Here is a 14,282-nt window from a genome sequence, read left to right as displayed (position 1 = left end):
GGTCGCCCAATCGCTGCCTGCCTCGTCGGGCGCTGCGCGGATGCTTGGTCCGCGCAGCGCCGGGTCCTGCAGCCCCGCCTCAGTTGATGACGCGCATCTCGACGCGACGGTTGTCGGCACGGCCGGTCTCGTCGTCGTTGGACGCCACCGGGTTGGCTTCGCCATAGCCCTTGGCGGTCAGCGCGCCAGCGGTCACGCCCTTGCCGATCAGGTAGCTGCGCACCGCGTTGGCGCGCGCTTCCGACAGCTTCTGGTTGGCCGCATCCGAGCCGATCGAGTCGGTGTAGCCGCCGATCTCGATGGTGAATCCCGGCGAGTCGATGATGGTCTTGGCGACCGTGTCGAGCACCGTCTTCGAGTCGTTGGTCAGCACCGCCTTGTTGAACGCGAAGTGCACGTTCTTCAGCACCAGCGACTGGTTGACCGCGCAACCGTTGGCCGTGACCTTCGCGCCCGGCGGCGTGTTCGGGCACTGGTCGATGCCGTCGGCCACGCCGTCACCGTCGGTGTCGGCAATCGCCGGCTTCGGCGCTTCGATGGTGCAGCCCTTGGCGTCGACATTGGTGCCCGGCGGGGTGTTCGGGCACTGGTCGGCGTAGTCCGGCACGCGGTCGCCGTCACTGTCGATCGGGCAGCCCTTGGCATCGACCGTGGCGCCGGCCGGCGTGTTCGGGCAGGCGTCGAGCTTGTCGTTGATGCCGTCGTTGTCGCTGTCGACCGGGCAGCCCTTGCCGTCGACCGGGGTGCCGGCCGGCGTGTTCGGGCAGCTGTCGCGCTTGTCCGGCACGCCGTCGCCGTCGAAGTCGGACGGCTTGGACTCGGCCAGCACGTAACGCACCGACATCATCGCCGACTGGCCGTTGTAGCCGGTCTCCACGAGGTCGCCCGAGCCGCGCGGGCTGGCGTCGAACTGGCCTTTCTCGGTGCCCATGTAACGGTAGTCGAGCGAAGCGGTCAGGCGCTGGGTCAGGTCGAAGCCGATACCGGCGCCGCCCTGGTAGGCGAACACGGTGTCGTGGTCATTGACCAGTTCGGCTCCGTTGGAACCAACGTTCTCCAGCCACAGCTGGGAAACACCGCCGCCGACGCCGATGTACGGGTGCACGGTCTTGAAGAAGCCGCTCTCGCTCTTGATGTCGTACCAGAGGTTGGCGAAGGCGCTGCGGGCGTCCTTGCGGCCGTCGCCCTCATCGCGGAAGCCGGGGCCGAACAGCGTCTTGTAGCGGTCCTGACGGTAGACCAGTTCCAGTTCCGGACGCAGGCCGTTGGCGAACGAGTAGCCGGTGGTGACACCGCCGAGGAAGCCGGTGTCGTACTTCGACTGGAACTCGGACTGGGTGCCGAGCAGGCCGCCGCCGATGGTCTTGTCGTTCGACTGGCGCTGCTTGTTGGCACCGGCCTCAAGGCCCAGGTACCAGCCGTCGCCGGCCATGGCGGTACCGGCGGCGCCGGCGAGGAACATCGTGGTGACGGAAACGCACAGGCGGCGGGTGTGAATGCGCATGACAGCTCCTTGCCTTGTTTCAGGCGATGGGATTTTTGGTGGTTTTTGATGCGGATGACCGGGAATCGGGGCGATCCCGGAAAACGGCAGCGCGAGTCGGGGGGCCCGCGCTGCCGCCTGCTACCGGCCTGCCCGTTCGATGCGGGCGCGGCCTTGCCTCATCGGATCAGGAAGCGCTCAGGCGTCTTCCATTTCCTTGATCTGCTGCTCGGCCTTTTCCTTGGTCAGGCCGTACTTCTCCTGCAGCTTGCCGACCAGCACGTCGCGCTTGCCTTCCAGCAGCTTCAGGTCGTCGTCGGTCAGCTCGCCCCACTTGGCCTTGATCCGGCCGCTGAGCTGCTTGAACTTGCCCTTGAGGATGTCTTCGTTCATGTCGATGTCTCCAGTTGGATGTTGCGGGGGACTACGGTTGTGACTCGGGGTTCGTAACTCGGGTGACCGATCGGATGGGCAAGGCCCGATCACGAGCGGCTGCCGACCTTCAGGTCGTCGGCGTCGACCTTCTTCACGCCCTCGGTGCGGGTGGCAATCGAGATCGCCTTCTCGCGCTCGGCGCCGCTGGTGACCTTGCCGCTCAGGGTCACGCGGCCGTCGGTGGTGGTGACGTTGATGGCCGTGCCCTTGGTCGTTTCATCGGCGATCAGTGCCGCCTTGAGCTTGGTGGTGATCACGGTGTCGGTGATCGCCTCGCCGGCGCGGTCGGCGGCCTTGTCGGCATCCTTGACGAAGGTGTCGAGCGCGGTCGGCGCCGTGATCTGGTTGTCGACGCCCTTCACGCCTTCGACGTTGCGGGCCAGTTCCTCGGCGGCTTCCTTGGCGGCGCCGGCCTTGGCGCTGCCGGACAGCGTCACCACGCCGTTGTTGGTTTCAACCGAGATGTCGGAGCCTTCGATGCGGGCATCGCTGGCCAGACGGCCCTTCAGCTTCGCGGTGATGCCGGTATCGTCCAGCGCGGCACCCAGCGTGGCGCTGTCCTTCGGCGCGTTGGCGGCGGCGCCGTCCGACATCTGGCCATCGGGCACCGACGGCTTGCAGGCGGCCAGACCGAAGCTGGCGATCAGCGCAGCGGCGATCAGCGTGCGGTTGAGCGGATGAATGTTCATGTTGTGTCCTCTTTTTTGGTTTGGCGTTTCAGCAGACAGTGGGGAGAAGGCGTGACGCGTTCAGGTCTTGACCCGGCGGCCGAAGATCAGCGACAGCACGGCCAGCACCAGGAACACCAGGAACAGCAGCTTGGCGATGCCGACTGCGGTACCGGCGATGCCGGAGAAGCCGAGCAGCGCCGCGATCAGCGCGATGACGAAAAAGACAACGGCGTAATGGAGCATGGGGTGACCTCCTTCTTGTATTGATGCGTGTGCAGACAGGTTTTGCGTGGTATCGCCCGTGCAGACCGGCGATCCCGGCACACCGCCCATCGGCGTGCCGTGCCTGTACTATTCCAAGGCCCGTGCCAACTATTTTTTTCAGTATTTTCAATATCTTGAAAACTTTTATCCGGTTAAACGGACGGCAATCTGCACGATCGGCCCTTGCGCGTCGTGCAAAATGCACGGCGACATCCGGCTCGGGAATGAACGGCGCTTCGGGTGGTCGGACATCCACAGGCACCGACACGGAGGACTGCCACCTTGACGGCTGAAAAGACGGGCGGCCGGGTACTGGTCGTCGATGACGAAGCCCCGCTGCTGAAAACCTTCCGCTACTGCCTGGAGGACGACGGCCATACCGTCGCCACCGCCGCCAGCGGCGAACAGGCGATGGCGCTGATCCGCAGCCGCGTGTTCGATGTCTGCCTGCTGGACCTGACACTGGGCGACACCACGGCGCTGGAACTGCTGCCGGCCATCCGCACCGCCGCGCCGTGGCTGCGGGTGGTGATCGTTACCGCGCATTCCTCGGTGGATACCGCCGTGCAGGCGATGCGCGCAGGTGCCGTCGACTACCTGGTCAAGCCCTGCTCACCGGAACAGCTGCGGATCGCCGCGGCCACGCAGCTGCACGCGCGCCGGCTGGATCTGCGGCTGGAGGAACTGGAACGCCAGACCGGCAGCAGCAACGATTCGGCACAGCTGGAAAGCCGCTCGCCGGCGATGGCGGAACTGCTCGACACCGCCCGCCAGGTGGCCGCCAGCGACGCCAACATCCTGGTGCTCGGCGAAAGCGGCACCGGCAAGGGCGTGATCGCCCGCGCCATCCACCGCTGGAGCGCACGCCACGCGGCGCCGTTCATCACCATCAACAGTCCGGGCCTGTCCGGCGAGCTGTTCGAAAGCGAGCTGTTCGGCCACAAGAAGGGCGCGTTCACCGGCGCCGTCGCCAACTCGCCGGGCCGTGTCGCGCAGGCCGACGGCGGCACCCTGTTCCTCGACGAAATCGGCGAAGTGCCGATCGGTCTGCAGGCCAAGCTGCTGCGTTTCCTGCAGGACAAGCAGTTCGAAAGCCTGGGCGATCCGGTGACCCGCCAGGCCGATGTGCGGCTGGTGGCGGCGACCAACCGCGACCTGCACGGCATGGTCAAGACCGGGACCTTTCGCGAAGACCTGCTGTATCGCCTCGACGTCATCCGCCTGCATCTGCCACCGCTGCGCGACCGCATCGAGGATCTGCCGGCGTTCGCCAACGGCTTCCTCGACGAATTCATCCGCATCCACCGGGGCCGCGGGCGCGGCTTCAGCGAGGCGGCGATGGACGCCCTGTGCCGGCACCGCTGGCCGGGCAACATCCGCGAGCTGCGCAACGTCATCGAACGCGCCAGCATCCTGTGCCGGGGCGAGCTGATCGAACCCCGCGACCTGGCGCTCGGTGAAGCCGGCGGCGCGGCGGCAGCCAGCACGGCAGCCCGCCCTACCGGCGCCATGAGCCTGGCGGCGCTGGAGCGCGAGCACATCCTGGCCGTGCTTGGCGAGGCGGAAACGCTGGAGGTGGCCGCCAAGCAGCTCGGCATCGACGCCTCGACGCTGTACCGCAAGCGCAAGCAGTACGGGATCTGAGCTGAAAAATTCGCCTGATCAGGCACTTGCCGGATCAAGCTCGATATTGTCTGCGGATCGCGTGGCAGCCCTACCCGGGTCGCCGGTGCGCCCGTCATCCACCGTCACGCCGCCGCGAAAAGCGTTTCCGATCATCGCGATAGCCGAACTTCCTCGACCATGAAAATCCTTCACCGCCTGCTGCTCACCTACGCCGCGCTGATCGTGCTGGCGTTCATCGCCGGCGCTCTGCTGGCACTGGCCTGGGATCGCTTCGAGCGAGCGCCCTGGTACCAGATCGGCCTGCTCGGCATCGCCGGTTCGGCGATCGGCGCCTTCGGCCTGCGCTTCGCGATCGCCCAGGCGCAGTACCTGAGCGCGCCGCTGCAACGCATCGCCGGTGCCGCACGGACCATCGCCGACGGCGAGTTCGACGTGAAGATCGAGGCCTCGCGGCTGGTCGAGGCCAACATCGTGGCGACCAACTTCAACGCCATGGCGGCGGCACTGAAAACCTACAAGTCGACCTCGATCGACCGTCTGCTGGCCGAGCAGCGCCGCAACGACGTGGTGCTCGGCTCCATCGACGACGGCCTGATCATCGTCGACGAACAGGCGCGCATCGAACGCCTGAATCCGATCGCCGCCCGCCAGCTCGGCACCACGGTGGATCTGGCGATCGGCCGCACGCTCGACGAGCTGCTCGGCGGCGAACGCTTCAACCAGCGGATCATCGACGACATCGCCAGCCAGTCGCTGTCGCAGGACGACGAGCCGGATCTGGTGATCGGCGAAGGCGTGATGCAGCGCAAGCTGGCGCTGGCGCTGACGCCGTTCACCGACGACACCCGGCCGGGGCTGGTGATGCTGCTGCGCGATGTCACCGAGGAGCGCGAACAGGAGCAACTGCAGACCGATTTCGTGCTGCGCGCGTCGCACGAGCTGCGCACCCCGGTCACCGGTCTGAAGATGGCGATGGACCTGCTGGCCGAACGCGCCCGCTTCGCGCCCGACAGCCGCGAGGCCGACCTGTTCGAGACCGTGCACACCGAAACCCACCGGCTGGCCGACCTGGTCGCCGACCTGCTCGACGTCTCGCGCCTGAGCCACGCCGAAACACCGCTGAAACTGGAGCCGGTGCAGCTGGCCCAGCTGGCCGGCGACGCCCAGGCGCGCTTCGAGCCGATGGCGCTGGAGCGCAAGCTGTCGATCAGCTGCGCCGTCGCCCCAAACCTGCCGGATCTGCAGCTCGACGCCGGCCAGTTCTCCCGCGTGCTCGACAACCTGATCGGCAACGCCATCCGCCACACGCCGTCCGGCGGCGAAGTCGGCATCACCGTGGTCGCCGGCTCCGACGCCATCCGCATCGAGGTGCGCGACAGCGGCGAAGGCCTGACCCGCCGCCAGCTGGCGCGGATCTTCGACCCCTTCGTGCAGTTCGGCCGCAACACCGGCGGCGCCGGCCTCGGCCTGACCCTGTCGCGCGAGATCGTCGAACGCCACGGCGGCAAGATCGAGGTCGCCTCGCAGCGCGGTCAGGGCGCTCGCTTCACCGTGAGCCTGCCGTGGCCAAGCGAGGTGCTGGCGGGCTGATCGGGCTACGCCGGCTGACGCACCCTTTATCCAACAGAGGCAGCCGTAGTTTGGCGCTCCCATCTGGACGATGCCGCGTCAGCGGTGACCTGCCGTCAGCCATGCAATTCGAAACGACCGCAGACGCCAACACATCGCGCCTCAAGGCAAATGGAAGTCCTGGCCGCAATGCATGCAGTGAGATCGACGGTCAACGAGCACACCAAGGGCGACCGCCCCTGCATCCTGCAATCCCCGATACCGCGCCGGATAGGCCGGCCTGACCCAAGCCGGCCCCCGAAGCACGTGTAGGCGGCAAGACGGGCACCTCGGCAGCCTTGCGACTAGAAATGCGGATGGCCCGAGGAAAAACATCGCCAGTATCGAGTAAAGCAAGATCGCTTTAGCGATCTTCAGGCCCAGCAGCGACAGCAAGAGCGCCGCCACACAAACAACGATGCTCGCAAAGGCGGCAAGCAACCACCCGCTGCAGATGCGCAACAGCGAGGCCCGTGGCCACACGCGAGATGGCTGATCGGCATTGGACGCGGGGTGGCGATATCGCCCCTCGGCGCGCGTCTGCAATCCAGCGATCAGCAGGCCTGCAATCACGCTCAGCACGATCGCGACGACGTACACCATGACTTGATGATCCCGCTCGAGTGGCTCGGCAGTAACACGATCGTTGCAGTTCGCAGAGGCGCTCGCCGGAAGCCGGAAGCTACCAACGGCTGAACGTGCTGCGGGATACGAGTCGGGTGCGGGCTTAGAGCCTCCGCCTAGGCAATTGCCTCGCCCGATACTGAAGTAGGCGTCAGCCCCTCCTCAATCGTCCCCACGCTTGGCCGCCACGTTGATCAAGTACTGAGTCAGCAGCGGCACCGGGCGGCCGGTGGCGGCCTTGCCGTGCCAGGCGGTGCCGGCGATGTCGAGGTGGGCCCACTTCATCTTCTTGGTGAAGCGGTGCAGGAAGACGGCGCCGATGATCGCGCCGGCTTCGCCCGCGCCGACGGTGGCGATGTTGGCGATGTCGGCGAATTCGCTCTTGATCTGGTGGTCGTAGTCGCTCCACAGCGGCAGTTCCCAGGCGCGGTCGCCGATCTGGTCGCCGGCGGCGAGCAGCTGGCGGGCCAGGCCAGACTGGTTGGCGAACAGGCCGGAGGCCTGCGAGCCGAGCGCGACGACGCAGGCGCCAGTCAAGGTGGCCATGTCGATGCAGATGCGCGGGTCGTAGGTGCGCTCGGTATAGGTCAGCGCATCGCAGAGGATCAGCCGGCCTTCGGCGTCGGTGTTGAGCACTTCGATGGTGATGCCGGCCATGCTGGTGACGATGTCGCCGGGCTTGCTGGCGGCGCCATCCGGCAGGTTTTCGCTGGCGGCGATCACGCCGACGACGTTGATCGGCAGCTGCAGTTCGGCCAGTGCCGCGAAGGTGCCGACGACGCTGGCGCCGCCGCACATGTCGAACTTCATCTCGTCCATCTTGGCAGCCGGCTTGATCGAGATGCCGCCGGCGTCGAAGGTCAGGCCCTTGCCGACCAGCGCAATCGGCGCCTCGCCCTGGGTACCCTTAAGGTATTCCATGACGATCAGCTTGGCCGGCTGGCGGCTGCCGCGCGACACGGACAGCAGCGCGCCCATGCCGAGCGCTTCCATGTCCGATTCCTCGAGCACCTTCACGGTGAAGCCGTGCTTCTTGCCGAGGTCGATCGCGCTCTGGGCCAGGAAGGTCGGCGTGCAGACATTGCCCGGCAGGTTGGCCAGCCGCTTGGTCAGGGCGACGCCATGGGCGATCGCCTGCGCTTCCTGCAGGCCCTTTTCGCCGGCCGGCAGATCGCTGCGGCGCGGCACGTCGAAGGTCAGCCGTTCGAGCTTCGGCGGCACGATTTCCTCGCGCGCCTTTTCGCCGCGCATCTCGTCGAAGCGATAGAACTCGGCTTCGGTGACCAGCGCCGCCTGCAGCACGTTCCACTGGAAGTCACGGCCCTTGACCGGCAGGTGGGTCAGGTAGCTGACGGCGTCGATTGCACCGGTATTGCGCAGCGCCCGCGCTGCAGCCTGGTGCGCCTTGCGGAAGGCGGCCTCGTCGAAATCGCGTTCCTTGCCGAGGCCGATCAGCAGCACGCGGTCGCAGAACACGCCGGCGACGTTGTGCAGGATCAGGCTGCGGCCGAGTTTTCCGTCCATGTCGCCGCGCCGCATGATGCTGCCGAGCAGGCCCTCGCTGGCCTTGTCGATGGTTTCCGCCGATTCCGTCGGGTTGCGGCGATCGAAGATGCCGACGATCACGCAGGCAACACGCTGCTTTTCCGGATTGCCGCTCTTTACGAAATATTCCATGGCTTTTTTCTACTAATGGCGTGGCAGGGTCTTGCAAGACTCGCGCCGATGCGGGCCGCAGCGAGCGATGCTGAATTCAAAACTCGGATTTTCCTGCTCGAACCGTGCCCGGCGAGCGACCCTCGATTCCCAATACGGGGGCGTATTTGAAAAAAACCCAAGTGACCCCGTGATTCTAACGATTTCCCCTACTCTTTCCACTCTTTCATTGGCGCCGGAACTGTGATCCAGGTCCTTGACTTGGCTTTTCTCGAAACACGCCGCACCACGCTGGCGCGGTTCCGGGGTGCGCTGCGCGAGGTCCGGAAGCCGGGCGGCGACGGCCGGTCGGGTACGCTATCGGCATGAACCGAAGGATTCTCGACCGCTACCTGCTGCGCGAGGTGCTGACCGCGTGGGCGGCCGTCACCTTCATCCTGCTGGCGATCATGATCGCCACCCGCTTTGCCAGCGTGCTCGGGGTGGCCGCCAAGGGCGAGCTGCCACGCGAACTGCTGCTGAACGTGGCGCTGCTGTCGAGCCTGCGCTACCTGGTGATCCTGATCCCGGTGTCGCTGCTGCTGGCGATCATGCTGTCGCTGGGCCGGCTGTACAGCGACAACGAGATCGCCGCGATGACCGCCTGTGGCTCCGGCCTGGGGCGGCTGTACCGGCCGTTCATGGGCCTGGCGGCGGCGCTGACCGTGCTGACCGCTGCTTTGAGCTTCTCGATCGGCCCCTGGGCCGGCCGGCAGGCCGATTTCCTGGTCAAGGACGCCAAGCGGCTGGTGCAGTTCACGCCGTTCGAGGCCGGCCAGTTCAAGACCGTGGCCGGTGGCCGCGCGGTGTTCTACACCGATTCGATCAGCCCCGACGGCCGGACGCTCGGCAAGGTGTTCGCCGAACTGGAGGAATCCGGCGGCTCCAGCGTCGTGGTCGCCGATCACGGCACCCAGGTGATCGACCCGGTCAGCGGCGAGCGGGTTGTCGAGCTGACCACCGGCCACCGCTATTTCGGCACGCCCGGCACCGCCAGCTACGACGTCGTGCGCTTCGACGCGCTGACGCTGCGCCTGTCGCCACCGCCGTTCAGCTACATCAACAACCAGCGCAAGCTGAGCCCGACCGGCGTGCTCTGGGGCAGCGCGGACGCCCAGGACCAGGCGGAGCTGCATTTCCGCATCGCTGCACCCGTGTCGGTGCTGATCCTGGCGCTGCTGGCGGTGCCGCTGGCGCACCTGCGGCCACGCCAGGGCCGCTATTCGAAGATCGTCTTCGGCATCCTCGTCTACCTGATCTATACCAACCTGCTGGGTGTCGGCCAGGCCTGGATCGGCAAGGGCCAGATCCCGCCGCTAGTGGGCCTGTGGTGGGCGCATGGCCTGGTGCTCGGCGCGGCCGTCTGGATGATCCGTCGCCGCCAGCAGGTGGTCGCATGAACCGGCTGGACCGCTACATCATCGGCAGCGTGTTGAGCCTGACCGCGCTGGTCGGCCTCGGACTGGTGACGATCTATACGCTGGTGGTGTTCATTTCCGACATCGGCGAGACCGGCAAGGGCAGCTACGGCGTGCTGCAGGTGCTGGAGTACAGCGTGCTGCTGATGCCGTCGAGCCTGTACATCCTGCTGCCGATCGTCGCGCTGCTCGGCGCACTGCTGGGCATCGGCGCGCTGGCGCGTTCCAGCGAACTGACCGCGATGCGGGCGTCGGGTGTGTCGATGCTGCGGATCGGCGCGGCCACGCTCGCCGCTGGCGCGCTGCTGGGGGCGTTCGGCTACGTGCTGGGCGACTGGCTGGGCCCGGCCGGTGAGAACCTGGCCACCCGGCTGCGCGACGAGGCCCGCGGCGAACAGGGCAGCCATGACCGGGCGCTGTGGCTGCGCGATGCCGACAACATCCTGCGCATCCGCCGCCTGCTGGCCGAGGACCATGCGCGCGATGTCACCGTGTTCCGCACCGACGCCCACGGAGGGCTGGCCCAGGTGTCCACCGTCGACGAGGCCCGCTATGTCGACGGCCGCTGGCTGATGACCGGCGTCAAGCGCACCGAGATGCACGATGACAGCACCCGCGTGGTGACGCTCGACCAGATCGAGATCAGCGGCTCGATCACCCCGAACGTGCTGAAGCTGTTCATCCTCGAAGGCGACGTGCTGTCGGTCAGAGGCCTGTACAACCTCGTCGACTACATGGAGGAGAACAAGCTCGACGCCACCAAGTACCGCATCTGGCTGTGGCGCAAGCTGGTCGAGCCGGTGACGGTGATGGTGATGATGCTGTTCGCGGTGCCGTTCGTGGTCGGTACCCTGCGGGATGCCGGCGCCGGCCAGCGCCTGCTGGCCGGCGTGCTGGTCGGCATCGTGTTCTATGTGCTGAACAAGGTGTCGGTCAGCGTCGGCGATCTCTACCAGTGGCCGGCCCCGATGGCCGCCGGCCTGCCCACCGCGCTGCTCGCCGTGCTGGCACTGTGGCGGCTGCGCCTCGCCCGCTGACTCTGCTCCTATCGGGGGTCGGATCCGGATTCTTTCGCCGTTCTGCCGCTGCCTTTCTTCGCCTTCGGCGCAGCGGGGAACGGGTTCAGCGGCAGCAGCACCACCTCGCTGCCGGTCAGCCAGTCCTGCGGCAGGCGCCGGCGGGCATCGAGCCGGGCGGCGACCAGTGACAGCAGCACCGCCAGCCCGGCGCCGATCGACGCCGTCTGCACATGCGGCAGCAGGTTTTCCAGGCTCGGCGCGCGATGGATCATCGACGCCGCTGCCGGCGTCAGCACCAGCCCCCAGTAGATCAGCGCGGCCATCGCCCGCACCACGGCCACCGGCATCCGCAGCAGCGCGCCGCCGCTGCGCCGCACCTGCAACCGCCAGGCGCGCATGCCCAGCGTCTGCCCGCCACGGGTCCAGAACCAGACGAAGAAACCCAGCGCCACGGTCAGCAGCAGCGCCCGGTTGACGGCATTGCCGGGCGGCAGGCCCAGCAGGCTGTTCAGCGGCAGGCAGATCAGCAGCAGCGTGACCATCCACAGGGCGATCAGCAGCAGGCCGTCGTAGACGGCGGCAGCAAGGCGCCGCCACAGCGGCGCAGGCAGGATCAATTCAGGCATGACGGCATTGTAGGAAGGCAGATAGGATCGACGTCGCAAGCGGTGTCACCGCTGGAATTCCCGCCCGCTGCCGATCAGGCGCGGCATTGTAGGCCCCCGATTTCAAACTGCAGGAGTCTCCCCATGCGTCATCTCATCGCGGCATCCGCCCTCGCCTTGCTGGCGGCCGTCCCGTTCACCCCCGCCCGCGCCATCGATTGCACCGGCAGCCCGCTGAACCACGACCAGAAGCGCCTTCTCGGCGGCACCGAAAACCTCTGCACCAGCTACGGCGGCAAGGTGATCCTGGTGGTCAACACCGCCAGCCGCTGCGGCTACACCCCGCAGTTCGAGGGCATCGAGAAGCTGTACAAGACCCATAAGGGCGACGGGCTGGTGGTGCTCGGCTTCCCGTCCGACCAGTTCCGCCAGGAAGAGGCGACCGACGAAAGCATCGCCAAGTTCTGCACCGCCAATTACGGCGTCACCTTCCCGATGTACACCAAGACCCGGGTCGACGGCGACGACGCCAATCCGTTCTACAAGGACCTGAAGGCCGCCACCCGGCATGCCCCGGACTGGAACTTCAACAAGTACCTGATCGGCCGCGACGGCAAGGTGCTGGCCCACTACAGCAGCCGCGTCACGCCGGATGACCCGAAGCTGCTCGAAGCGATCAAGGCCGAGCTGGCCAAGCCGGCGCCGCAAGCCGCCGCGCCGGCTGGCAACGCGGTCGCCGGTCGCTGATGCGGCGGGCCGAAAGCGGCATATCGTTAGCTTAATTCCGGGCTGCGGGCCTCAGATCGTTGTTGCGCCAGGGACGCGTCCCTAAACTTCGCGTCCTTGGCGCATCTGGCCGCAGTGAAAGGATCAACAGCATGTATGACGGACCGCAGTCGGCGAACGACACGCCGGCAAGCCCCTCGACGCAGCCCGGACCGACCGAAGCCGAGGTCGCCCTGCTCAACGAGCGCTACGCGCCGCTCGGCTTCGAAGCGCGCCTGAAGCTGCTGTATCAGGAGTTTCCGCTCGACAAGGTGCTGGTCACCTCGTCGTTCGCGGCCACCTCGGCGTACTTCCTGCACATCATCTCGACGATCAACCCGGCGCAGACGATCCACTTCATCGACACCGGCTTCCACTTCCCGGAAACCGTGCAGTACCGCCAGTACCTGATCGACCTGTTCAAGCTGAAGGTCGAAGACGTCCGCGCCGAGGACTGGAAGCACCAGTTCACCGTCGACGACAAGACCTACGAGAAGGACCCGGATTTCTGCTGCTCGGTCAACAAGGTCGAGCCGCTGGAACTGATCAAGCCGAACTACAAGGTCTGGATGTCCAGCCTGATGCGCTGGCAGACCGATCACCGCGCCGGCCTGCCGGTGTTCGAGCTGCGACGCGGCGTGCTCAAGTTCAACCCGATGATCGACGTCACCCGCGAGGAGCGCGACGCCTACATCCGCGAGCACCAGCTGCCGTTCCACCCGATGGTGGCGCGCGGCTATTCGTCGATCGGCTGCACCCACTGCACCGTGGCCGGCGAAGGCCGCAGCGGCCGCTGGATGGGCAAGCCGAAGACCGAATGCGGCCTGCATCTCTGAGCCCCAGGCGCGCGCTGGCATGAGCCACCTGCTGATGATCAGCGCCGCGCCGATCCCGGCCGACGACGCCGAGGTCTGGGGCGATTTCGACGCCCGCTCCGAGGCATTCGAGCAGCACGGCAAGCCGCCGCTGCCGGCGCTGCTGGAGTTGCTTGAACGGCTGACCGCCCGCCATCCCTGCATCAGCGAACTGCGCGAGGACCAGCTGGAAAGCGCCGTCTGGGCCGATGGCCCGCTGCGCGACGGCCTGATGCACGACGTGGCGGTGCTGACCGTGGTGCCCGCCCGCGTCGCCGCCGTGCTGCCGCTGGTGCGCGACACCGCCCGGGCGCTGGGGCTGGCGGTCTACGACCCGCAGGCCGAGCAGGTCTGGCGTCCCTGACCACCGCAGCCACGCCGGCGGCTCCGGCAGTGCCGCCGCCGGCCTGGGGATCGGAACCGCCGACTTATAATGACGGCGTTTCCCGGCCTCCTTCGCATGCTCCCGACCTTTCTCCGCAAGCTGCACGGCGTCTATGCGGCCGCCGTGTTCGTCACCGTCGTGCTGCTGCTGTTCTGCCCGCTGCTGATCGTCCTGCCGACGCTCGGCGCGCGGCGCGCGACCGGCCGGCTGGCGGTGCGCGCCTGGATGCATCTCAGCCTGATGCCGTTCCGCGTGCGCGGCCTGCAGCAACTGCCGGATGGCCCCTGCATCGTCATCTGCAATCACGCCAGCTATCTCGACGGCATCCTGCTGACCGCCGCGCTGCCGCCGCACTTCACGTTCTTCGTCCAGCACGGCGCGGCCGACTGGCCGTACATCGGCCTGATCCTGCGCCGCATGGGCTGCCAGTTCGTCAACCGCAGCTCGCCGCGCGAAGCGGCCAAGGCCACCAAGACGCTGATCGACCGCGCCCGCGCCGGCGAATCGTTCGCGATCTTTCCGGAGGGCACCTTCCGCGCCGCACCGGTCCTGCTGCCGTTCCAGTCCGGCGCCTTCCTGATCGCCGCCCGCGCTGCGGTGCCGGTGGTGCCGGCGGTGATCCGCGGCTCGCGCGCGCTGCTGGGCGAAGGCCGCAGGCTGTTCAGCTGGTCAGCGGTGACCATCGAGCTGTTCGCGCCGCTGTCGGCGCATGGCGACAGCCGCGAAGCCGCCGACACGCTGTCGGTCACCGCGCGGGCAGTGATGCTCGCCCACTGCGGCGAGGCCGATGGCAGCCTGCCGGCGCCGCCGGTCCGGGTCGCCGGCTGACG

The 14,282-nt window shown here is 67.2% G+C and carries 15 protein-coding genes; 8 read left to right on the top strand and 7 right to left on the bottom strand.

Going from position 1 to position 14,282, the window contains the following annotated elements; all coding sequences use genetic code 11:
- Nucleotides 1–79: 79 nt before the first annotated feature.
- The 4 genes from ACTIGJ_RS11735 to ACTIGJ_RS11720 all read right to left on the bottom strand — a co-directional run bounded on the left by ACTIGJ_RS11735 (nt 80) and on the right by ACTIGJ_RS11720 (nt 2,832).
- A complete protein-coding gene (locus ACTIGJ_RS11735; RefSeq protein ID WP_439640503.1) occupies nt 80–1,504 on the bottom strand; it encodes an OmpA family protein in 1,425 nt (474 codons plus the stop codon).
- A 177-nt stretch (nt 1,505–1,681) separates the two neighbouring features.
- Nucleotides 1,682–1,876: a CsbD family protein gene (locus ACTIGJ_RS11730; protein WP_439640502.1), complete on the bottom strand. Its 195-nt coding sequence runs from the start codon at nt 1,874–1,876 to the stop codon at nt 1,682–1,684.
- Between the two features lie 89 nt (nt 1,877–1,965).
- The gene (locus tag ACTIGJ_RS11725) at nt 1,966–2,607 is read right to left on the bottom strand and encodes a BON domain-containing protein (RefSeq protein ID WP_439640501.1); all 642 of its coding nucleotides are present in this window, start codon (nt 2,605–2,607) and stop codon (nt 1,966–1,968) included.
- Nucleotides 2,608–2,667: 60 nt separating this feature from the next.
- The gene (locus ACTIGJ_RS11720) at nt 2,668–2,832 is read right to left on the bottom strand and encodes a DUF1328 domain-containing protein (protein WP_293373434.1); all 165 of its coding nucleotides are present in this window, start codon (nt 2,830–2,832) and stop codon (nt 2,668–2,670) included.
- A 303-nt stretch (nt 2,833–3,135) separates the two neighbouring features.
- Here ACTIGJ_RS11720 and ACTIGJ_RS11715 point away from each other — a divergent pair, with 303 nt between their 5' ends.
- Both ACTIGJ_RS11715 and ACTIGJ_RS11710 read left to right on the top strand, forming a co-directional pair.
- Nucleotides 3,136–4,497 (top strand): sigma-54-dependent transcriptional regulator, encoded by a 1,362-nt coding sequence (locus ACTIGJ_RS11715; protein WP_439640500.1) that lies wholly within the window; start codon nt 3,136–3,138, stop codon nt 4,495–4,497.
- A 159-nt stretch (nt 4,498–4,656) separates the two neighbouring features.
- Nucleotides 4,657–6,069, top strand: a complete 1,413-nt coding sequence (locus ACTIGJ_RS11710; RefSeq protein WP_439640499.1) for a sensor histidine kinase — start codon at nt 4,657–4,659, stop codon at nt 6,067–6,069.
- Between the two features lie 141 nt (nt 6,070–6,210).
- On the opposite strand, the gene ACTIGJ_RS11705 is transcribed toward ACTIGJ_RS11710, so the two are convergent.
- Together ACTIGJ_RS11705 and ACTIGJ_RS11700 are read right to left on the bottom strand one after the other, a co-directional pair.
- A complete protein-coding gene (locus ACTIGJ_RS11705; protein WP_439640498.1) occupies nt 6,211–6,690 on the bottom strand; it encodes a hypothetical protein in 480 nt (159 codons plus the stop codon).
- Between the two features lie 183 nt (nt 6,691–6,873).
- Nucleotides 6,874–8,388, bottom strand: coding sequence for a leucyl aminopeptidase (locus tag ACTIGJ_RS11700; protein WP_439640497.1), 1,515 nt, complete (start codon nt 8,386–8,388; stop codon nt 6,874–6,876).
- 344 nt (nt 8,389–8,732) lie between these two features.
- Between ACTIGJ_RS11700 and lptF the strand changes: the two genes are divergently transcribed.
- Nucleotides 8,733–9,806: an LPS export ABC transporter permease LptF gene (lptF, locus tag ACTIGJ_RS11695; RefSeq protein WP_439640496.1), complete on the top strand. Its 1,074-nt coding sequence runs from the start codon at nt 8,733–8,735 to the stop codon at nt 9,804–9,806.
- Complete coding sequence (lptG, locus tag ACTIGJ_RS11690; RefSeq protein WP_439640495.1) at nt 9,803–10,861, top strand: LPS export ABC transporter permease LptG; 1,059 nt, start codon at nt 9,803–9,805, stop codon at nt 10,859–10,861. Before lptF ends, lptG begins: the two co-directional genes overlap by 4 nt.
- A gap of 8 nt (nt 10,862–10,869) precedes the next feature.
- Here lptG and ACTIGJ_RS11685 read toward each other — a convergent pair whose 3' ends face one another.
- Entirely contained in the window at nt 10,870–11,469 is a 600-nt protein-coding gene (locus tag ACTIGJ_RS11685; protein ID WP_439640494.1) for an RDD family protein, read from the bottom strand.
- A 123-nt stretch (nt 11,470–11,592) separates the two neighbouring features.
- Between ACTIGJ_RS11685 and ACTIGJ_RS11680 the strand changes: the two genes are divergently transcribed.
- The 4 genes from ACTIGJ_RS11680 to ACTIGJ_RS11665 all read left to right on the top strand — a co-directional run bounded on the left by ACTIGJ_RS11680 (nt 11,593) and on the right by ACTIGJ_RS11665 (nt 14,280).
- Nucleotides 11,593–12,195, top strand: a complete 603-nt coding sequence (locus ACTIGJ_RS11680) for a glutathione peroxidase (protein ID WP_439640493.1) — start codon at nt 11,593–11,595, stop codon at nt 12,193–12,195.
- A gap of 131 nt (nt 12,196–12,326) precedes the next feature.
- On the top strand, nt 12,327–13,049 hold the full coding sequence (locus ACTIGJ_RS11675; protein ID WP_439640492.1) for a phosphoadenylyl-sulfate reductase: 723 nt from the start codon (nt 12,327–12,329) through the stop codon (nt 13,047–13,049).
- 19 nt (nt 13,050–13,068) lie between these two features.
- Nucleotides 13,069–13,431 (top strand): hypothetical protein, encoded by a 363-nt coding sequence (locus tag ACTIGJ_RS11670; RefSeq protein ID WP_439640491.1) that lies wholly within the window; start codon nt 13,069–13,071, stop codon nt 13,429–13,431.
- A gap of 96 nt (nt 13,432–13,527) precedes the next feature.
- Nucleotides 13,528–14,280: a lysophospholipid acyltransferase family protein gene (locus ACTIGJ_RS11665; RefSeq protein WP_439640490.1), complete on the top strand. Its 753-nt coding sequence runs from the start codon at nt 13,528–13,530 to the stop codon at nt 14,278–14,280.
- The last annotated feature ends 2 nt before the right edge of the window (nt 14,281–14,282 follow it).

This window comes from Nevskia sp. (genome assembly GCF_051860985.1).
GTDB lineage: Bacteria > Pseudomonadota > Gammaproteobacteria > Nevskiales > Nevskiaceae > Nevskia.
The sequence above is the reverse complement of the archived record's forward strand: the minus strand, read 5'-3'. Positions and strand labels throughout refer to the sequence as shown.